This window comes from Streptomyces sp. MGP-P1, from assembly GCF_057766565.1.
The window spans coordinates 394401-414376 of record NZ_JBYMEM010000006.1; the positions used below are offsets into that span (position 1 = coordinate 394401).

At 69.0% G+C, this 19976-nt stretch carries 12 protein-coding genes and 1 pseudogene; 12 read left to right on the forward strand and 1 reads right to left on the reverse strand.

What is annotated here, in order from left to right; translation table 11 throughout:
• The first annotated feature begins 42 nt into the window (after positions 1–42).
• The 12 genes from AC3CH1_RS17535 (at position 43) to AC3CH1_RS17590 (ending at position 17356) form a co-directional block, all read left to right on the forward strand.
• Positions 43–2487 carry an ABC transporter family substrate-binding protein gene (locus AC3CH1_RS17535; RefSeq protein ID WP_488463802.1) on the forward strand — a complete coding sequence of 815 codons (2445 nt, stop codon included), beginning with the start codon at positions 43–45 and terminating at the stop codon, positions 2485–2487.
• A 376-nt stretch (positions 2488–2863) separates the two neighbouring features.
• Positions 2864–4738 (forward strand): translational GTPase TypA, encoded by a 1875-nt coding sequence (typA, locus tag AC3CH1_RS17540; RefSeq protein ID WP_018956253.1) that lies wholly within the window; start codon positions 2864–2866, stop codon positions 4736–4738.
• Positions 4739–5416: 678 nt separating this feature from the next.
• Positions 5417–7036 carry a peptide ABC transporter substrate-binding protein gene (locus AC3CH1_RS17545; protein WP_488463803.1) on the forward strand — a complete coding sequence of 540 codons (1620 nt, stop codon included), beginning with the start codon at positions 5417–5419 and terminating at the stop codon, positions 7034–7036.
• A 128-nt stretch (positions 7037–7164) separates the two neighbouring features.
• On the forward strand, positions 7165–8094 hold the full coding sequence (locus AC3CH1_RS17550; protein WP_488463804.1) for an ABC transporter permease: 930 nt from the start codon (positions 7165–7167) through the stop codon (positions 8092–8094).
• Positions 8087–9040, forward strand: a complete 954-nt coding sequence (locus tag AC3CH1_RS17555; protein WP_488463805.1) for an ABC transporter permease — start codon at positions 8087–8089, stop codon at positions 9038–9040. Before AC3CH1_RS17550 ends, AC3CH1_RS17555 begins: the two co-directional genes overlap by 8 nt.
• Positions 9041–9051: 11 nt before the next feature.
• The gene (locus tag AC3CH1_RS17560; protein WP_488463806.1) at positions 9052–10110 is read left to right on the forward strand and encodes an ABC transporter ATP-binding protein; all 1059 of its coding nucleotides are present in this window, start codon (positions 9052–9054) and stop codon (positions 10108–10110) included.
• The gene (locus AC3CH1_RS17565; RefSeq protein ID WP_488463807.1) at positions 10103–11245 is read left to right on the forward strand and encodes an ABC transporter ATP-binding protein; all 1143 of its coding nucleotides are present in this window, start codon (positions 10103–10105) and stop codon (positions 11243–11245) included. The genes AC3CH1_RS17560 and AC3CH1_RS17565 overlap by 8 nt, the downstream gene beginning before the upstream one ends.
• 164 nt (positions 11246–11409) lie before the next feature.
• Positions 11410–13050: a peptide ABC transporter substrate-binding protein gene (locus AC3CH1_RS17570; RefSeq protein WP_488463808.1), complete on the forward strand. Its 1641-nt coding sequence runs from the start codon at positions 11410–11412 to the stop codon at positions 13048–13050.
• Between the two features lie 190 nt (positions 13051–13240).
• Complete coding sequence (locus AC3CH1_RS17575; RefSeq protein ID WP_018956260.1) at positions 13241–14164, forward strand: ABC transporter permease; 924 nt, start codon at positions 13241–13243, stop codon at positions 14162–14164.
• Positions 14157–15134, forward strand: a complete 978-nt coding sequence (locus tag AC3CH1_RS17580) for an ABC transporter permease (protein WP_488463809.1) — start codon at positions 14157–14159, stop codon at positions 15132–15134. Before AC3CH1_RS17575 ends, AC3CH1_RS17580 begins: the two co-directional genes overlap by 8 nt.
• A 13-nt stretch (positions 15135–15147) precedes the next feature.
• Entirely contained in the window at positions 15148–16125 is a 978-nt protein-coding gene (locus tag AC3CH1_RS17585; protein WP_488463810.1) for an ABC transporter ATP-binding protein, read from the forward strand.
• On the forward strand, positions 16115–17356 hold the full coding sequence (locus tag AC3CH1_RS17590) for an ABC transporter ATP-binding protein (RefSeq protein ID WP_488463811.1): 1242 nt from the start codon (positions 16115–16117) through the stop codon (positions 17354–17356). The genes AC3CH1_RS17585 and AC3CH1_RS17590 overlap by 11 nt, the downstream gene beginning before the upstream one ends.
• A 364-nt stretch (positions 17357–17720) precedes the next feature.
• On the opposite strand, the pseudogene AC3CH1_RS17595 reads toward AC3CH1_RS17590, so the two are convergent.
• Positions 17721–19846 (reverse strand): annotated as a pseudogene (locus AC3CH1_RS17595) (prolyl oligopeptidase family serine peptidase).
• Between the last annotated feature and the right edge of the window lie 130 nt (positions 19847–19976).

Here is a 19976-nt window from a genome sequence, read left to right on the forward strand (position 1 = left end):
TCCGGTACGGGGTGGTCCGGGCCGGCCCCGGAGGTATCAGCCATGTCCCACGTCGGCGTCCCGCGCGGGACGGTTCGAAAGCGTCGATCACTCGCGCTCCTCACGACGGGGGTGCTCACGATCCCCGTGCTGGCCGGCTGCACCTCCGGCGGCGAGGAGACCTCCCGGGGCGTGCCCCAGGACATCGCACCCACCGCGCGCCAGGCGGTCGCCGACGGTTCGACCGTGAACTGGGCGGTCGACGCACTGCCCGCGACCTTCAACGCCTTCCAGGCCGACGCGGACAGCGCCACCACCCGGATCACCGGAGCCCTGCTCCCCACGCTCTTCCCGATGGACAAGTCCGGGCAGCCGAAGCTCAACCCGGACTACCTGGAGTCCGCGAAGATCATCGAGCGCGAGCCGAAGCAGGTCGTGCTCTACAAGCTCGACCAGCAGGCGGTGTGGAGCGACGGGCGGGAGATCGGGGCCCCCGACTTCGTCGCCCAGTGGCGGGCGCTCCGGGGCAAGGACTCCGCGTTCTGGACCGCCCGCAACTCCGGTTACGAGCGGATCGAGAAGATCGAGCGGGGCGCGGACGACCTCCAGGTGCGGGTCACGTTCTCCAAGCCGTACGCGGACTGGCGCTCGCTCTTCTCCCCGCTCTACCCGAAGGAGATCACCGGCTCGCCGGACGCCTTCAACGACGGCGCGCGCGCCACCCTGAAGAACACCGCCGGGCCCTTCGTCCTGCGCGGCGTCAGCAAGTCCGAGGGCACCGTCACACTGGCCCGCAACCCGCGCTGGTGGGGCGACAAGGCCAAGCTGGACACCCTAGTCTTCCGGGCCGTCGCCGCCGGGGACCGCACCGAGGCCCTCGCCGACGGCACGGTGGACGTCGCCGACATCGACGCCGCCACCGCCGACCGCATCGCGCTCGCCCGCCGCGACCGGGGCAGCAACGGCCAGCCGCCCGCCCACGGCCCCGGTGCCGCGACCACGCCCGCCGCGGCCCTGCGCTCCTGGGCCCTGGCGCACGGTTCCGACGAAGAGGCCGCGGAGATCGCGCAGGCCGCCCGGGAGAAGAACCGCAAGGCCGTCGTCGCCTACACCGCGGAACAGAAGGCCCTGCGCGACTTCGCGGTCCGCAAGTCCCTGGAACCCGCCTACACCCAGCTCGCGCTGAACGGTGAGTCCGGCCCCCTCGCCGACGACCGGGTCCGCCGGGCGGTGGCCCGCGCCCTGGACCGCGAGGAGCTGGCGCGGACGGTGCTGGGGCCGCTGGGCCTTCCGGCGAAGCCGCTCGGCAGCCACCTCGCCCTCGCGGGACAGCCCGGCTACAAGGACGGCAGCGGGGCGCTCGGCGACCAGAACACCAAGGAGGCCCAGGCCCTGCTGGCGGACGCCGGCTGGACGCGGGGCGGCGCGGCGCAGCCGCCCAAGGACACCAAGGCGGGCAGCGAAGCGGAGAAGAAGGGCGACAAGGGCGAAGAGAGCGACGCCGAGGGCGCGAAGGGAGACGCCGAGAAGAAGGCCGCCGAGGGCGCGCAGGGCGAGAAGGCCGGGCAGGACACCGAGGAGAAGGCCGAGAAGGCCGAGAAGAGGGAAGCCGAGGGGGAGAAGGCCGAGGGCGAGAAGGCCGACCAGGCCTCCGAGGACAGCACCGCCTCCCGTGACGAGGGCCTCTACATCGTCGGCGAGGACAACAAGCCCGGCGCCCACGCCCCCGCGCAGGCCGCCTCCACCGGCGGCGCCTCCGCCATCCACGTCCTGGCTCCCGGCCGGACGGCCGCCGCCCAGGGCGCCGCCCTGCGCCGCCAGGCCGGCGCCCTCGGCGAGGACGGCGCCGTCGCCGCCCAGGACAAGCAGCCCGGGGGAGCCGCCGGGGCGTACGCCCCCGTCGGCACCGCGGCCCCGGCGCCCGCAGCGGCCAAGGGGCAGCTCGGCAAGGACGGCAAGGCGCTGACCCTGCGCTTCGTCCTCCCCTCCGGAGCCGGCTCCCAGTCGCTGCGCAGCGTCGGCGACAAGATCGCGGTGATGCTGGAGAAGATCGGCATCGGCACGGAGATCATCAAGGTCCCCGACGAGAGCTACTTCAAGGACCACGTCGCCTCCGGCGCGTACGACCTGGCGCTCTACTCGTGGCCCGCCACCGCCTACCCGGCCACCGACGGACGCCCGATCTACGCCAAGCCGGAGCCCGCCACCGACGGGTCGCTCCTCGTGGAGCAGAACTACACCCGGGTCGGCACCGACCACATCGACCAGCTCTTCGACCAAGCAGCCGCCGAACTCGACGAGAAGGCGGCGCGGGAGCTGTTGAAGCAGGCGGACGCCCGGATCTGGGCCGCCGCCGGATCGATCCCGCTCTTCCAGCGCCCGCAGCTGGTCGCGGTCGACAAGAAGCTCGCGAACGTCGGGGCGTTCGGTTTCGCGGCCCCCCGGTACCAGGACATCGGGTTCAAGAACCGGCAAGCGGCAGGTTCCCCCGCAGACCGCAAGAAGTAGCGGTCAAATACCACACCCTCGCGCCGCCAAGCTCAGATGCACCTCAAAACCCTTGCCCGCCGGTTCGCCCGGCGGGCAGTCTGGTTTCAACCCTGACCCGGGCCGCTCATCGCTCCACCGCTCCTCACCCCCCCACAGCACCACCACAGTTCCGTCTGAATCCGGCCACACCGATGGCCCGGTTGCACCTTGACAGCGGCTGAATATCGCCTGAATCACACGGGAAGACCGCGTCCGCGGATCGGTCCGGGAAGCCCGGTCGGCCCCGGGCCCGTACGATGGGACGAGCCGTGGCGTGCCGCCCGGCGGGCGTACGAGGACTCGAAGACCGACTGAGACGCCTGATCCCACGATCCGAGAGAAGCGCAAGCCACCCATGCCCACGCGCCACGACATCCGTAACGTAGCCATCGTCGCCCACGTCGACCACGGCAAGACCACGCTGGTCGACGCCATGCTCAAGCAGGCCGGAGCGTTCGCCGCCCACGCCGCCGAGCACCTCGACGACCGCATGATGGACTCGAACGACCTGGAGCGTGAGAAGGGCATCACGATCCTCGCCAAGAACACGGCGGTGAAGTATCACCCCAAGGACGGCGGGGACCCCATCACGATCAACATCATCGACACCCCCGGCCACGCCGACTTCGGCGGCGAGGTCGAGCGCGGTCTGTCGATGGTGGACGCGGTCGTGCTGCTCGTCGACGCCTCCGAGGGCCCGCTGCCCCAGACCCGCTTCGTGCTGCGCAAGGCGCTGTCCGCGAAGATGCCGGTCATCCTGTGCATCAACAAGACGGACCGCCCCGACTCCCGGATCGCCGAGGTCGTCGACGAGACGTACGACCTGTTCCTGGACCTGGACGCGGACGAGGACCAGATCGAGTTCCCGATCGTCTACGCCTGCGCCCGTGACGGCGTCGCCTCGCTGACCAAGCCCGAGGACGGCACCGTCCCGCCGGACAGCGAGAACCTGGAGCCGTTCTTCAACACCATCCTGTCGCACGTCCCGGCCCCGGAGTTCGACGCGGACGCGCCGCTCCAGGCCCACGTCACCAACCTGGACGCCGACAACTTCCTCGGCCGTATCGCGCTCTGCCGCGTCGAGCAGGGCGAGCTGCGCAAGGGCCAGACGGTCACCTGGATCAAGCGTGACGGCACCATGTCCAACGTCCGCATCACCGAGCTGATGATGACCGAGGCGCTCACCCGCAAGCCGGCCGAGGTGGCGGGCCCGGGCGACATCTGCGCCGTCGCCGGATTCCCGGACATCATGATCGGCGAGACCCTGGCCGACCCCGAGAACCCGATCGCGCTCCCGCTGATCACGGTCGACGAGCCGGCCATCTCGATGACCATCGGCACCAACACCTCGCCGCTCGTCGGCAAGGGCGGCAAGGGCCACAAGGTCACCGCCCGCCAGGTGAAGGACCGCCTCGACCGCGAGCTGATCGGTAACGTCTCGCTCCGCGTCCTGGACACCGAGCGCCCCGACGCCTGGGAGGTCCAGGGCCGCGGTGAGCTCGCGCTCGCCATCCTGGTCGAGCAGATGCGCCGCGAGGGCTTCGAGCTGACCGTCGGCAAGCCCGAGGTCGTCACCAAGCAGATCGACGGCAAGACCCACGAGCCGATCGAGCGCATGACGATCGACTCGCCGGAGGAGCACCTCGGCGCCATCACGCAGCTCATGGCGACCCGCAAGGGCCGTATGGAGACCATGACGAACCACGGTTCGGGCTGGGTCCGCATGGAGTGGATCGTTCCCTCCCGCGGCCTCATCGGCTTCCGTACGGAGTTCCTGACGCAGACCCGCGGCACCGGCATCGCGCACTCGATCTTCGAGGGTCACGAGCCGTGGTTCGGCGACTTGCGCACCCGTCACAACGGCTCGCTGGTGGCCGACCGTTCGGGCTCCGTCACGCCGTTCGCGATGGTCAACCTCCAGGAGCGCGGTGTCATCTTCACCGAGGCCGGCACCGAGGTCTACGAGGGCATGATCGTCGGCGAGAACTCCCGCGCCGACGACATGGACGTGAACATCACCAAGGAGAAGAAGCTCACCAACATGCGTGCGGCCTCCGCGGACACCACGGAGAACGTGGTCCCGGCCCGCAAGCTGTCGCTGGAGCAGTCCCTGGAGTTCTGCCGCGAGGACGAGTGCATCGAGGTGACCCCGGAGACCGTGCGCATCCGCAAGGTCGTCCTGGACGCCAAGCAGCGCGGCCGCACGGCCTCGCGGGCCAAGAACGGCTGACACCACCGGACCGAACGGCCGGTGTCAGGCCCGTAGAACGGCTGACACCAGGCCCGTACGGCTGACACGTGGCCCCTGGGCCCGTGAGGACCGCCCGGACGCCCCTGAGGGCTTCCGGGCGGTCCTGTGTGCCCGCCCGGAAGCTCACGGGGCCCCGGGGAAGGCGCGGGGGAGCCCAGGGAGTCGCGAGGGCCTGGAAGGCCCCGCGCTCCCCGGAGCCGCACGCTCCGTATGGGGAGACGGCCTGCGCCCTCCCGAGGTCCGTCGGACGGCCCGTCAGTACAGGCATTGACAGAAGGCCCGGCTCACCACGGACACTGTGGTGGGCCGGGCCTCCGTCAATCTCTTTTTCTGACCAAGGTGTCCGGATATCGGGGGTCGCTCTCCGGAACATGTGTTAACAGTCCGTTTCGGGCGTGTCTGTCTGGGATCGCTTTGTCCGGATTTCGGGCACGCAGAGGGTACTGATGTTGTCAAACCGAGACCCTTTAAGTGTGGTTTACAGCCCGGCCGTACTCAATAGTTGGCTCCATTGAGCTCGGGTCAATGGGTCACGCACTGTGGGGAGTGCCGACTCACGAGCACACTCGGGGCACTGAACGATCACCGTCAGGGGTGTCGGTGAATCTCTCCAGTGCCCTTCTTGTAGTCAAAAGTGGACTCATGAGGAGGAAACCCATGCGCGGTGCCAAGAGCGCCAAGTGGGTCGCGGGAGCGGCCGTCATCGCCCTGGCCGCGACTGCCTGTGGCGGCGGCGACAGCAGCGACGAAGGCAAGAAGAACACGTCGGGACAGCCCGCCGGTTACGTCTCGATCGACGTCGGCGAGCCCCAGAAGCCTCTGATGCCGGCCGACACGAACGAGACCAACGGCTCCTACGTCATCCAGTCGCTGTTCACCCAGCTGCTGGACTTCGACAGCAAGGGCGAGATCGTTCTCACGAACGCCGAGTCCGTCGAGTCCGAGGACTCCAAGACCTGGACCGTCAAGCTCAAGGCCGGCTGGAAGTTCCACAACGGTGAGGCCGTGACCTCGCAGTCGTACATCGACGCGTGGAACTGGTACGCCAACGTCGAGAACAAGCAGCAGAACGCGTTCTGGTTCTCCGACATCAAGGGCTACACGGACGTCCACCCCGAGAAGGGTGCGCCCAAGTCCAAGGAGATGTCCGGCCTGAAGGCCGTGGACGACACCACGTTCACGATCGAGCTGGCGGAGAAGGTTCCGTACTTCAACTACAAGCTCGGTTACGCGACGTTCGCGCCGCTGCCGAAGGTCTTCTACGACGACCCGAAGGCGTTCGGCCAGAAGCCGATCGGCAACGGCCCGTACTCGTTCGAGAAGTGGACCCACAAGAAGCTCATCCAGGTCAAGGCCTGGGACGAGTACCAGGGCCCGAACAAGGCTGCCAACAAGGGCATCCAGTTCAAGAACTACTCGACCGTCGAGGCCGCGTACTCCGACGTCATCTCCGGCAACCTGGACATGATCCGCCAGGTCGGCCCGCGTGACCTGCCCAAGTACAAGACGGACCTGGGCGACGGCGCGATCGAGCAGCCCTACGCCGCGATCCAGACGCTGGTCCCGGCGTTCTACAACGCCACGTTCAAGGACATCGACCCCAAGGTCCTCCAGGGCCTGTCCATGGGCATCGACCGTGACACGATCACCAAGACCGTCCTGAACAACACCCGTACCCCCGCGACGAGCTTCACGCCGCCGCAGGTCAAGGGCAACCAGCAGCTCGAGTCGGACTTCCTGAAGTACGACCCGGTCAAGGCCAAGGCCCTCATCAAGGAGGGCGGCGGTGTCCCGCAGAACAAGTTCTCCATCCAGTACAACGCCGACGGCGGGCACAAGGAGTGGGTGACCGCGGTCTGCGAGTCCATCCGCAACGCCACCGGGGTCGACTGCGTGGGCGACGCGAAGCCGGACTTCCCGACCGACCTCGAGGCTCGTGACAACAACCAGGTCAAGGGCATGTACCGCGGTGGCTGGGTCGCCGACTACCCGGTCAACGTGAACTTCCTCAAGGAGCTCTACCACTCCAAGGCGGAGTCGAACAACGGTCGGTTCGCCGACAAGGAGATCGACGCGCTGATGGCCAAGGGCGACAAGGCGGACTCCCTGGAGGAGTCGGTCGCCGCCTACCAGGAGGTCGAGAAGGCGCTCGTCGAGAAGATGCCGGCGATCCCGCTCTGGTACTACCGCATCAACGGCGGCCACGGAAAGAGCGTCGACAACGTCAAGGTCGACTTCCACGGTGACCTCGAACTGACCGGCGTCACCACCAAGTAACGCCTGCGGGTCATTCCCCAACTGGCCGTCATCCGCCCGTGCTGCCCCTCAGCACGGCCGGAGGCGCGGGGGTCGCCTCTGCGAAGAGGCGGCCCCCGCGCCGCAGTTATCCCCACACGGAGGCACCCATGGGGCGCTATGTCGCACGACGACTGCTCCAGATGATCCCGGTCTTCCTCGGGTCGACCCTGCTGGTCTTCCTGATGATGTACGCACTGCCCGGCGACCCCGTCAGAGCGCTTGCCGGTGAACAGCACGTAGATGCCACGCAGATCGCCGCGCTGAAGGCCCAGTACGGGCTCGACCAGCCGATCTGGCAGCAGTATTTGAACTACCTGGGCAATCTGTTCCAGGGTGACCTCGGCACCCAGATCGGGACGCAGCGTCCGGTCGCCGAAGTCATCTCCGACGCCTACCCGATCACCGTCAGACTGGCGATCTTCGCCTTCGTCTTCACGGTCGTCGCCGGGATCTCGCTCGGCATCGTCGCCGGCCTCAAGGCCGAGTCCCTCCGGGACCGCGGTCTGCTCGGTCTGACGCTGGTGCTGATCTCCATGCCGTCCTTCGTGCTGGGCTTCCTCGTTCAGTACCTCTTCGCGTTCCAGCTCGGCATCGCCAAGCCGAACGTGAGTCTCGAACCGACCAACACCGAGTTGATCATGCCGGCCATCGTGCTGGCATCGCTGTCACTCGCGTACGTCGCCCGCCTCACCCGTACCTCGGTCGCCGAGAACATGCGCGCCGACTACATGCGTACGGCTGTCGCCAAGGGCCTGCCGCGCCGCCGCGTCATCGGCGTCCACCTGATGCGCAACTCGCTCATCCCGGTCGTCACCTTCCTCGGCACCGACATCGGCGCCCTGATGGGCGGCGCGATCGTGACCGAGGGCATCTTCAACATCAAGGGCGTCGGATCGCTCGTCTTCGAGGCTCTCGCCAAGCGTGAGGGAGCCACCGTCGTCGGCGTCGTGACGCTGCTCGTCGTCGTCTATCTCATCTGCAGCCTGCTCGTCGACCTGCTCTACGCGGTCCTGGACCCGAGGATCCGGTATGCCTGACACCACCGCACTCAAGGGCACCGACGCTCCGGCCACCGCCGTCGACGCGCCGCCCGCCACGGACGCCGGGCCCGCGCCCGGCAAGCCGCGCAGCCTCTGGTCGGACGCCTGGCACGACCTGCGGCGCAACCCGCTCTTCATCATCTCGATGGTGCTGATCCTGCTGCTCGCCGTGATGTCGATCTTCCCGGGGCTGTTCACCAGCGCCTCGCCGCGGGACGCCAACCTGGCCGAGCACTACCTCCAGCACCCGAAGTGGGGCAACTTCTTCGCCCCCGACTGGCTCGGATACGACGTCCAGGGACGGTCGATCTACGCGCGTGTCGTCTACGGCGCCCGCGCCTCGATCACCGTAGGCGTCGTGGTGACCCTCGCGGTCACCATCACCGGCCTGGTGATCGGCATGCTGGCCGGTTACTTCGGCGGCTGGATCGACACGATCCTGTCCCGTGTCACCGACGTCTTCTTCGGTGTCCCCTTCATCGTCGGCGCCATGGTCATCCTGACCAGCTTCGAGGAGCGCTCCGTCTGGGTCGTCATCCTGTCGATGGCCTTCCTCGGCTGGACGTCGATCGCCCGAGTCGCCCGTGGCTCGGTCATCACGATCAAGCAGGCCGACTACGTGGTCGCAGCCAAGGCGCTCGGCGCCTCCACCACCCGGATCCTGACGCGGCACATCCTGCCGAACGCCATCGCTCCGGTGATCGTGGTCGCCACCATCGCGCTCGGCGGTTACATCGCCGCCGAGGCCACCCTGTCGTTCCTCGGCATCGGCCTCGCCGAGCCGACGGTCTCGTGGGGCATCGACGTGTCCGCTGCGAAGGACCAGCTCCGCAACGCGCCGTACGTCCTGGTCATCCCCTCGGTGATGGTCTCGATCACGGTGCTGTCCTTCCTGATGTTCGGCGATGCGGTCCGCAACGCCCTCGACCCCAAGATGCGCTGAGGGAGGCGTTCGTGACCACCATCGACAAGACGGCTCACGTCCCCGCACCGCGGGAGTCCGTGAGTGGCGACGGTCCACTGCTCGACGTCCGTGACCTGCACGTGGAGTTCCACACCCGCGACGGTGTGGCCAAGGCGGTCAACGGTGTGAACTACACCGTCAGCGCCGGCGAGACGCTCGCCGTGCTCGGCGAGTCCGGCTCCGGCAAGTCCGTGACCGCGCAGACCATCATGGGCATCCTCGACATGCCGCCGGGGAAGATCACGCAGGGCGAGATCCTCTTCCGCGGCCAGGACATGCTGAAGATGTCCAACGAGGAGCGCCGGAAGATCCGCGGCCGCAAGATCGCGATGATCTTCCAGGACGCGCTGTCCTCGCTGAACCCGGTCCTCTCCGTCGGCTACCAGCTCGGCGAGATGTTCCGTGTGCACCAGGGCCTCTCCAAGAAGGAGGCCAAGGCCAAGTCCATCGAGCTGATGGACCAGGTCAAGATCCCGGCGGCGGCTGCCCGTATCGCGGACTTCCCGCACCAGTTCTCCGGCGGCATGCGCCAGCGCATCATGATCGCCATGGCGCTGGCCCTGGAGCCGGACCTGATCATCGCGGACGAGCCGACCACCGCGCTCGACGTGACGGTGCAGGCCCAGGTCATGGACCTGCTGGCCGAGCTCCAGCGCGAGTACAACATGGGGCTCATCCTGATCACCCACGACCTCGGCGTCGTCGCCGACGTCGCGGACAAGATCGCCGTGATGTACGCGGGCCGGATCGTGGAGACGGCCCCGGTCGGCGAGCTGTACAGCCGCCCGGCGCACCCGTACACCAAGGGCCTGCTGGAATCGATCCCGCGCCTGGACCAGAAGGGCCAGGAGCTCTACGCGATCAAGGGCCTCCCGCCCAACCTGACGCGTATCCCCGCGGGCTGTGCCTTCAGCCCGCGCTGCCCCATGGCACAGGACATCTGCCGCACCGACGTCCCGCCGCTCGTCCCGGTGACCGAGCGGGACGGCCCGGAGCTCGTCGGCCGCGGCAGCGCGTGCCACTTCTGGAAGGAGACGATCCATGGCTGAGCTCAAGAAGGAGCCCGTGGACGCCACCCCGAACGTCTCCGACGTGGAGACCGTGGACGCCGCGACCGAGGCGGAGGCCGTAGCCGCCATCGACGCGCCCGTCAGCCAGGGCGAGCCGATCCTCCAGGTACGGAACCTCGTCAAGCACTTCCCGCTCACCCAGGGCGTCCTCTTCAAGAAGCAGATCGGCGCGGTCAAGGCCGTCGACGGGATCTCCTTCGACCTGTACGCCGGTGAGACCCTCGGCATCGTGGGGGAGTCCGGCTGTGGCAAGTCCACGGTCGCCAAGCTCCTGATGACGCTGGAGCGGGCCACCGCCGGCGAGGTCTTCTACAAGGGCCAGGACATCACCAGGCTGTCCGGCCGCGCGCTGAAGGCCGTGCGCCGCAACATCCAGATGGTGTTCCAGGACCCGTACACCTCGCTGAACCCGCGTATGACGGTCGGCGACATCATCGGGGAGACCTTCGAGATCCACCCCGAGGTGGCCCCGAAGGGCGACCGGCGCCGCCGCGTCCAGGAGCTCCTGGACGTCGTCGGGCTGAACCCGGAGTACATCAACCGGTACCCCCACCAGTTCTCCGGCGGTCAGCGCCAGCGCATCGGCATCGCCCGGGGCCTCGCGCTCAACCCGGAGATCATCATCTGCGACGAGCCGGTCTCCGCGCTCGACGTGTCGGTGCAGGCCCAGGTCATCAACCTGATGGAGAAGCTCCAGGACGAGTTCAACCTGTCCTACCTCTTCATCGCGCACGACCTGTCCATCGTCCGGCACATCTCCGACCGGGTCGGCGTCATGTACCTCGGCAAGATGGCCGAGATCGGCACGGACACGCAGATCTACGACCACCCGACGCACCCCTACACCCAGGCGCTGCTGTCGGCGGTCCCGGTCCCCGACCCGTCGGCCCGTGAGGGACGCGACCGGATCATCCTCACCGGTGACGTTCCGTCACCGGCGAACCCGCCCTCGGGCTGCCGCTTCCGCACCCGGTGCTGGAAGGCGGAGGAGCGCTGCGCGACGGAGGAGCCCCTGCTGGCGATCCCCGAGCGCTTCGTCGCGGGAACCACTCCCGCCACGCACGAGTCGGCGTGCCACTTCGCCGAGGAGCGCGACGTCGTGCACGCGGTGTGATCGCTTGCGGTTACTGAACGGCGGATGCCCGGTTCCCCGAGGGGGACCGGGCATCGTCGCGTGCGCCGGCACCCCCGCCCGTACGGGGTAAGCCCACATGCGATACGCGGCGTTATGGGGTGATATGAGGCATTGAGCTTCTCGATGACTCTAGGAGGCACTCCATGCGCGGAGCCACACAGGTCAGGTGGGCCGCATGTGCGGTGGCCGTCGCCCTGACAGCGACGGCCTGCGGCGGCGGCGGCGGTGGCGGTGGTGACGGCGGCAGCGGCGGCGCCGACGGCATCGTCAGCTCCTCCTGGGGAGACCCGCAGAACCCGTTGGAACCCGCCAACACCAACGAGGTCCAGGGCGGCAAGGTCCTCGACATGGTCTTCCGCGGACTGATCCGCTACGACCCGAAGACCGGCGAGGCCCAGAACATGGTCGCCGAGTCCATCGACTCGAAGGACTCCCAGAACTTCACGATCAAGCTCAAGGACGGCTGGACGTTCTCCAACGGCGAGAAGGTCACCGCCAAGTCCTTCGTCGACGCCTGGAACTACGGCGCCGCGCTGAAGAACAACCAGAAGAACGCCTACTTCTTCCAGTACATCGAGGGCTACGACAAGGTCCACCCGGAGTCCGGCTCCGCCTCCGCCGAGACCCTCTCCGGCCTGAAGGTCGTCGACGACCTGACCTTCACCGCCAAGCTCACCCAGAAGTTCTCCCTGTGGCCCGACACCCTCGGCTACTCCGCCTTCGTCCCCCTGCCCAAGGCGTTCTACGACGACCACGACGCCTGGCTCTCCAAGCCCGTCGGGAACGGCCCGTACACCATCGAGTCGTACGCCAAGGGCTCCTCGATGGAACTGCGCAAGTGGGACGACTACCCGGGCGACGACAAGGCGAAGAACGGCGGCGTCGACCTCAAGGTCTTCACCGACAACAACACCGCCTACACCGACCTGACGTCGGGCAACCTCGACCTCGTCGACGACGTGCCCGCCTCCCAGCTCCGCAACGTCGAGGCGGATCTCGGCGACCGGTACATCAACACCCCCGCCGGCATCATCCAGACCCTGGCCTTCCCCTTCTACGACAAGGAGTGGGACACCGACGACGCCCGCAAGGTCCGCCAGGGCCTCTCGATGGCGATCAACCGGGCGCAGATCACCGACCAGATCTTCCAGAAGACCCGCACCCCCGCCTCCGACTGGACCTCCCCGGTCCTCGGCGACGACGGCGGCTTCAAGAAGGGTCTCTGCGGCAAGGAGTGCACCTACGACAAGGCCGCGGCCAAGAAGCTGATCGACGAGGGCGGCGGCATCCCCGGCGGCCAGCTGAAGATCTCGTACAACGCGGACACCGGCTCCCACAAGGAGTGGGTCGACGCCGTCTGCAACAGCATCAACAACGTCATGGGCAACAACAAGGCCTGCGTCGGCGGCCCCGTCGGCACCTTCGCCGACTTCCGCGCCCAGGTCTCCACCCAGAAGCTGAAGAGCGCCTGGCGGGCGGGCTGGCAGATGGACTACCCGCTGATCCAGAACTTCCTCCAGCCGCTCTACTACACCAACGCCCCGTCCAACGACGGCAAGTGGAGCAACCAGGAGTTCGACGACCTGATCGACAAGGCCAACGCCGAGAGCGACAAGGCGAAGGCGGTCACCACCTTCCAGGACGCGGAGAAGATCCTCGTGACGGAGATGCCGGTCATCCCGCTCTGGTACCAGAACGGCAGCGCCGGCTACTCGGACCGGGTCGACAACGTCGCGCTGAACCCGTTCAGCGTCCCGGTCTACGAAGAGATCACCGTCAAGTGACGCGCTGAGCGACGCGGACGGCCGGGACGCCCGACACCAGCGCCCCGGCCGTCCGCGCACCGCGTGCCGTCCGTGCACCCCGCGCATCCCGTGCCGTCCGTGCACCCGCGCATCTCGTGCCGTCCGCGCATCCCGTGCCCTCCGCGCACCACCTGCCCGGAACCGCTAGACCCGACCCCCGGAGCCCCTCATGGGACGTTATGTGATCCGGCGGCTGCTGCAGATGATCCCCGTCTTCTTCGGCACCACGCTGTTGATCTTCCTCATGGTGAACGTGATGGGCGACCCCATCGCGGGCCTCTGCGGCGACCGCCAGTGCGACCCGGCCACCGCCGCCCAGCTGCGCTCCGAATTCGGCCTCGACAAGCCGGTCTGGCAGCAATACCTCACCTACATGGGCAACGTGTTCACCGGCGACTTCGGCACCGCGTTCAACGGGCAGAAGGTCACCGAGCTGATGGCCACCGCCTTCCCCATCACGATCCGGCTCACCGTCGTCGCGGTCGTTTTCGAGGTCGTCATCGGCATCAGCCTCGGCGTCGTCACCGGACTGCGGCGCGGCCGCCCCGTCGACACCACCGTCCTCATCCTGACGCTGGTCGTCATCGCCGTCCCGACCTTCGTCACCGGCCTGCTGCTCCAGCTCCTCCTGGGCGTCAAGTGGGGCATCATCAAGCCCTCGGTCTCCGCCGACCCCACCTTCGACGAACTGCTCGTCCCCGGACTGGTCCTCGCCTCGGTCTCGCTCGCCTACGTCACCCGGCTCACCCGGACCTCGATCGCCGAGAACGCCCGCGCCGACTACGTACGCACCGCCGTCGCCAAGGGCCTGCCCCGCCGCCGGGTCGTCGTACGGCACCTGCTGCGCAACTCGCTGATCCCCGTCGTCACCTTCATCGGCACCGACGTGGGAGCCCTGATGGGCGGGGCCATCGTCACCGAGCGCATCTTCAACATCCACGGCGTCGGCTACCAGCTCTACCAGGGGATCCTGCGGCAGAACTCCCAGACCGTCGTCGGGTTCGTCACGATCCTCGTCCTCGTCTTCCTGGCCGCCAACCTGATCGTCGACCTGTTGTACGCCGTACTCGACCCGAGGATCCGCTATGCCTGAGCCGCAGTCATCGGACGGAGCGATCTCCCCGGCGGGCGCCGGCGGCCCCATGGACCTCGCCCTGGCGGAGGGCGCCAGCCTGGAGAAGAACCCGGCCGGCCCCGACGGCACGGGCCCGGCCGGCAAACCCCGCAGCCTCTGGTCCGACGCCTGGCGCGACCTGCGCCGCAACCCGGTCTTCATCATCTCCGCACTGGTCATCCTCTTCCTGGTGACCATCTCCGTCTGGCCCTCGCTCATCGCGAGCGGCGACCCCCTCCAGGCCAACCTGGACGACGCCCAGAAGGGCTCCGAGCCCGGCCACCCCTTCGGCTTCGACCCGCAGGGCCGCGACGTCTACACCCGGGTCGTCCACGGCACCCGCACCTCGGTGACCGTCGGCGTCTGCGCCACCCTCGGCGTCGCGATCCTCGGCAGCGTGTTCGGCGGACTCGCCGGCTTCTTCGGCGGCTGGTGGGACTCGATCCTCTCCCGCCTCACCGACGTCTTCTTCGGCATCCCCGTCGTCCTCGGCGGCCTGGTCTTCCTCTCCGTCGTCACCAGCTCCACCGTCTGGCCCGTCGTCGGCTTCATCGTCCTCCTCGGCTGGCCCCAGATCGCCCGCATCGCCCGCGGCTCGGTCATCACCGCCAAGCAGAACGACTACGTCCAGGCGGCCCGCGCGCTCGGCGCCTCCAACTCCCGCATGATGCTGCGCCACATCACCCCGAACGCCATCGCCCCGGTCATCGTCGTGGCGACCATCGCGCTCGGCACGTACATCTCGCTGGAGGCGACCCTCTCCTACCTCGGCGTCGGCCTGAAGGACCCGGCCGTCTCGTGGGGCATCGACATCTCCGCCGCGTCCAACTACGTCCGCAACGCCCCGCACATGCTGCTCTGGCCCGCCGGAGCGCTGGCGGTCACCGTGCTCGCGTTCATCATGCTCGGCGACGCGGTGCGCGACGCCCTCGACCCCAAGCTGCGCTGAGGAGCCGGTTGCCATGTTGCTCGAAGTGCGCGATCTGCACGTGGAGTTCCACACCCGCGAAGGCGTCGCCAAGGCCGTCAACGGGGTCGATTACTCGGTGGCCGAGGGCGAGACGCTCGCCGTCCTCGGCGAGTCCGGCTCCGGCAAGTCCGTCACCGCCCAGGCGATCATGGGCATCCTCGACATGCCGCCCGGGAAGATCGCCGGCGGGGAGATCCTCTTCAAGGACCAGGACCTGCTGAAGCTCAAGCCGGAGGAGCGGCGCAGGATCCGCGGCCAGGAGATGGCCATGATCTTCCAGGACGCCCTGTCCTCGCTGAACCCGGTCCTCACCGTCGGCCAGCAGCTCGGCGAGATGTTCGTCGTGCACCGCGGCATGTCCCGCAAGGACGCGAAGGCCAAGTCGGTCGAGCTGATGGACCGGGTCCGCATCCCGGCCGCCAAGGAACGGGTCGGCAACTACCCGCACCAGTTCTCCGGCGGGATGCGCCAGCGCATCATGATCGCCATGGCGATGGCCCTGGAACCGTCCCTGATCATCGCCGACGAGCCGACCACCGCCCTCGACGTCACCGTCCAGGCCCAGGTCATGGAGATCCTCGCCGAACTCCAGCGCGAGCTGAACATGGGCCTCATCCTGATCACCCACGACCTCGGCGTCGTCGCCGACGTCGCCGACAAGATCGCCGTCATGTACGCGGGCCGGATCGTCGAGACCGCCCCGGTGCACGACATCTACAAGGCCCCCGCCCACCCGTACACCAAGGGCCTCCTCCAGTCGATCCCGCGCCTGGACCAGAAGGGCCGGGAGCTCTACGCGATCAAGGGCCTGCCGCCCAACCTCACCCGCATCCCGCCCGGCTGCGCCTTCAACCCCCGCTGCCCGCAGGCCCGGGACGTGTGCCGCAGCGACGTGCCGCCGCTCTACGAGGTGGACGAGCGGCGCCGGAGCGCCTGCCACTTCTGGAAGGAGACGCTCGATGCACGCTGACCGCGACGGGAGTGCGGGGACCGGCGGCGGCGCGGTCGGCTCCACCCTGCTGTCCAAGGCCCGCCAGGACGCCGTCACGCCGTACACGGAGGGCGACCCGATCCTTCAGGTACGCGACCTCGCCAAGCACTACCCCCTGACCCAGGGCGTCCTCCTCAAGCGGCAGATCGGCGCGGTCCGGGCCGTCGACGGCGTCGACTTCGACCTGTACGCGGGCGAGACGCTGGGCATCGTGGGGGAGTCGGGCTGCGGCAAGTCGACCGTCGCCAAGATGCTCGTCCATCTGGAGCGCCCCACCGCCGGCGCGATCCGCTACAAGGGCGAGGACATCGCGAAGCTGTCCGGCCGGGCGCTGAAGGCCGTGCGCCGCAACATCCAGATGGTGTTCCAGGACCCGTACACCTCGCTGAACCCGCGGATGACGGTCGGCGACATCATCGGGGAGCCGTACGAGATCCACCCCGAGGTCGCCCCGAAGGGCAGCCGACGGCAGAGGGTGCGGGACCTGCTGGACGTCGTCGGGCTCAACCCGGAGTACATCAACCGCTATCCGCACCAGTTCTCCGGCGGCCAGCGCCAGCGCATCGGCATCGCCCGGGGGCTCGCCCTCAACCCGGAGATCATCGTCGCCGACGAACCGGTCTCCGCGCTCGACGTGTCCGTCCAGGCGCAGGTCGTCAACCTGCTGGACCGGCTCCAGGCGGAGTTCAGCCTCAGCTTCGTCTTCATCGCGCACGACCTCTCGATCGTCCGGCACATCTCCGACCGGGTCGGCGTGATGTACCTCGGCCGGATCGTGGAGATCGGCTCCGACGCGGAGATCTACGACCACCCCACCCACCCGTACACCCAGGCGCTGCTCTCCGCCGTCCCCGTACCGGACCCGACGGCCCGCGACCACCGGGAGCGGATCATCCTGCACGGCGACGTCCCCTCGCCCGCCAACATCCCCTCGGGCTGCCGCTTCCGCACCCGGTGCTGGAAGGCGCAGGAGCGGTGCGAACTGGAAGTCCCGCTGCTGGCGGTCCCCGCGGAGTTCCGGGACGTCGACACCCCCGCCCGGCACGACTCGGCGTGCCACTTCGCGGAGGAGAAGCGCGTGGTGCCGCCGGAGGGCGAGCGGGAGGCCCCGGAGCCGGCGTGGCCGGGACCGGAGCCCGGGGAGGAGCCGGGGCACGCGGAGCCGGAGCCCGGGGAGGAGCCGGGGCGCACCGGGGGCGAAACGTCGTAGAACCGCGTCAGGCGCGTTAACAAGCAGGCAACTTCGCCGTCGTCGCACCGATATACGGACGCCCCATGCTGAACAGCGTACGGCCGTGCGGGTGCCGTGGTCCGGCCGGAGCGTCTCTCTGTCGCTCCGGCCGGTCTCCCGCCGCTACCGGCCCGTTCCGTACGGCCGCCCCGTACGGCCCGGCCCGTTCCGTACGGACCGTTCCGTACGGACCGTCCCGTATGGCCCCGTCCTGCCCCCTGTGCGGGCTTGTTCATCCGTTCGGGGCAATGGAGTATCTCGGGCTCCAGGCGTTGATCGGCCCCGCCCGCAAGGGCGTCGGGCGGACCCCCGCCGGCGGCGCTCCGGGCCCGCCGGGCGTCGCTCAGGCCCCGATCAGCCCCAACGACCGCTTGAGGAAGTCCACCTGGAGCAGGAGCAGGTTCTCCGCGACCTGCTCCTGCGGCGTCATGTGCGTCACCCCGCTCAGCGGCAGCACCTCGTGCGGACGCCCGGCGGCCAGCAGCGCCGAGGACAGCCGCAGGGCGTGGGCGACCACCACGTTGTCGTCGGCCAGGCCGTGCACGATCATCATGGGCCGGACCTCGGCGGCGGGCTCGGAGAGACCGTCGTCGGTGAGCAGCGAGTTGTACGCGTACACCTCGGGCTGCGTCGCCGGGTCGCCGAGATAGCGCTCGGTGTAGTGGGTGTCGTACAGCCGCTGGTCCGTCACCGGAGCGCCCACCACCGCCGCGTGGAAGACGTCGGGCCGCCGCAGCACCGCGAGCCCCGCCAGATAGCCGCCGAAGGACCAGCCGCGGATCGCCACCCGGGACAGGTCGAGCGGGAACCGCCCGGCGAGCCCGTGCAACGCCTCGACCTGATCCTCCATCGTCATCACGAGGTTGTCCCGCACCGCCTTCTCCCAGCCCGGCGAGCGGCCCGGCGCGCCCCGCCCGTCCGCCACGATCACCGCGAAGCCCTGGTCCGCGAACCACTGCGAGGTCAGGTGCGCGTTGTGCGCGGCGACCACCCGGCGGCCGTGCGGACCGCCGTACGGATCCATCAGGACCGGAAGGGGACCATCCGCCTCCTGGTAGTCCGATGGGAGCAGCACGGCGCACGGAATCCGCCGTGCGCCCCCCTCGGTGAGCGTCACGCGGGCGGAGAGCACCGGCTCCTGGGCGAAACTCGGGATCCGGGTCAGCCGCTTGCCGTCCCGCACCACCCACGCGGCGGCCCCGGGCTCCTCGGGGACGGCCGAGACCAGGACCGCGAGGCCGCCCGAGCGGACCGCGGAGTGCACGCCCACCCCTTCGGAAATCCGCTCGATTCCCAGCTCGTTCACCCGGTACACGTGGATCTGCCCGATCTCCGGCTCGACCGCGTCCTCACCGGCCACCGCCGAGACCAGGATGTCGGACTCCCCGATGTCCAGCACCGACTGGACGTGCAGCTGCGACCCGGTGAGCAGCCGGTCCCCGACCGCCAGCACCCGCGCGCCGCCCTCGTCGACGATCCGCACGAGCCGCCCGTCCGGGGCCCACGCGGGCACCCCGGGGAAAAGATCCAGCCACACCGGGTCCTCGTCGACATGCACGATCCGGGTCGCACCGGTCTCCGGGTCCACCGCCAGATACCGCTGGCTGCGCTGGTCCCGGGCCTGGACCAGCAGCAGCGGAGACCCGCGGAGGACCAGTGCACCTGGGCCAGGTACGGGAACGCGTCCCGGTCCCAGACCACTTCGGTACGGGCCCCCTCCAGGTCCATGACGAAGAGCCGCACCTCCGCGTTGGGCGTGCCCGCCGCCGGGTAGGCGATCTCGGCGGGCTTGCGCTCGGGGTGTGCTGGGTCGGCGATGTACCACCGCTGTACGGGGCTGTCGTCGGCCCGCGCGACCAGCAGCCGGTCCGACTCCGGCGCCCACCAGAAACCCCGGTAGCGGTGCAGCTCCTCGGCCGCGATGAACTCGGCCAGACCGTAGGTGACATGGGAGTTCTCCGGCTCGGCCAGCGCCCGGTCGCCCTCGCCCCCCGCGCCCACGACCCGCAGCGCGCCCTTGGACACGTACGCGATGTGCCGGCCGTCGGGGGACGGGCGGGGGTCGATCACCGGGCCCGGCACCGGCAGCGCCCGCGCGGTCCCGGCCCGCAGTTCGGCCACGTACACCTTCCCGGACAGGGCGAACGCGGCCAACTCCGCGGCCGCGTCGACCGCGTAGGAGACGATGCCCGACGAACCCTCCCGGGTCCGCTCGCGCCGGGCCCGCTCCTGCGCCGACAGCTTCTCCGCCGCACCGCCCAGCAGGACTTCGGGATCGGCGGCGATCCGCTCCTCGCCGGTCGCCGGGTCGAGGACCCAGAGGCGGGTGGAGCGGTCCGTCCCGGACATCGAGCGGAGGAAGATCACGCGCGTCTCATCCGGTGAGACGGTGAAGGCGCGAGGTGCGCCCAGAGTGAAGCGCTGGGTCCGTGCTTGCTGGCGGGGAAAGGACAGCTTCTGCGAGGTCATGGCTCCGAACTTAGCCTCGCGCGGCGGTTCGTGCGCCCCTCGTGCTGCTGTGCCCCGATCAATGCCTTGGCACGGATAGTTATGATCCGTAGCGCTAGGTGGGTAGGAACCTGCTGACTTCGCGTACCCC

Coding starts and splice junctions, on each gene's coding strand:
- AC3CH1_RS17555 (WP_488463805.1), top strand. CDS start 8,087: ATGCCTGACACCACCGCACTCAAGGGCACCGACGCTCCGGCCACCGCC.
- AC3CH1_RS17585 (WP_488463810.1), top strand. CDS start 15,148: ATGTTGCTCGAAGTGCGCGATCTGCACGTGGAGTTCCACACCCGCGAA.
- AC3CH1_RS17580 (WP_488463809.1), top strand. CDS start 14,157: ATGCCTGAGCCGCAGTCATCGGACGGAGCGATCTCCCCGGCGGGCGCC.
- AC3CH1_RS17575 (WP_018956260.1), top strand. CDS start 13,241: ATGGGACGTTATGTGATCCGGCGGCTGCTGCAGATGATCCCCGTCTTC.
- typA (WP_018956253.1), top strand. CDS start 2,864: ATGCCCACGCGCCACGACATCCGTAACGTAGCCATCGTCGCCCACGTC.
- AC3CH1_RS17590 (WP_488463811.1), top strand. CDS start 16,115: ATGCACGCTGACCGCGACGGGAGTGCGGGGACCGGCGGCGGCGCGGTC.
- AC3CH1_RS17570 (WP_488463808.1), top strand. CDS start 11,410: ATGCGCGGAGCCACACAGGTCAGGTGGGCCGCATGTGCGGTGGCCGTC.
- AC3CH1_RS17550 (WP_488463804.1), top strand. CDS start 7,165: ATGGGGCGCTATGTCGCACGACGACTGCTCCAGATGATCCCGGTCTTC.
- AC3CH1_RS17545 (WP_488463803.1), top strand. CDS start 5,417: ATGCGCGGTGCCAAGAGCGCCAAGTGGGTCGCGGGAGCGGCCGTCATC.
- AC3CH1_RS17565 (WP_488463807.1), top strand. CDS start 10,103: ATGGCTGAGCTCAAGAAGGAGCCCGTGGACGCCACCCCGAACGTCTCC.
- AC3CH1_RS17535 (WP_488463802.1), top strand. CDS start 43: ATGTCCCACGTCGGCGTCCCGCGCGGGACGGTTCGAAAGCGTCGATCA.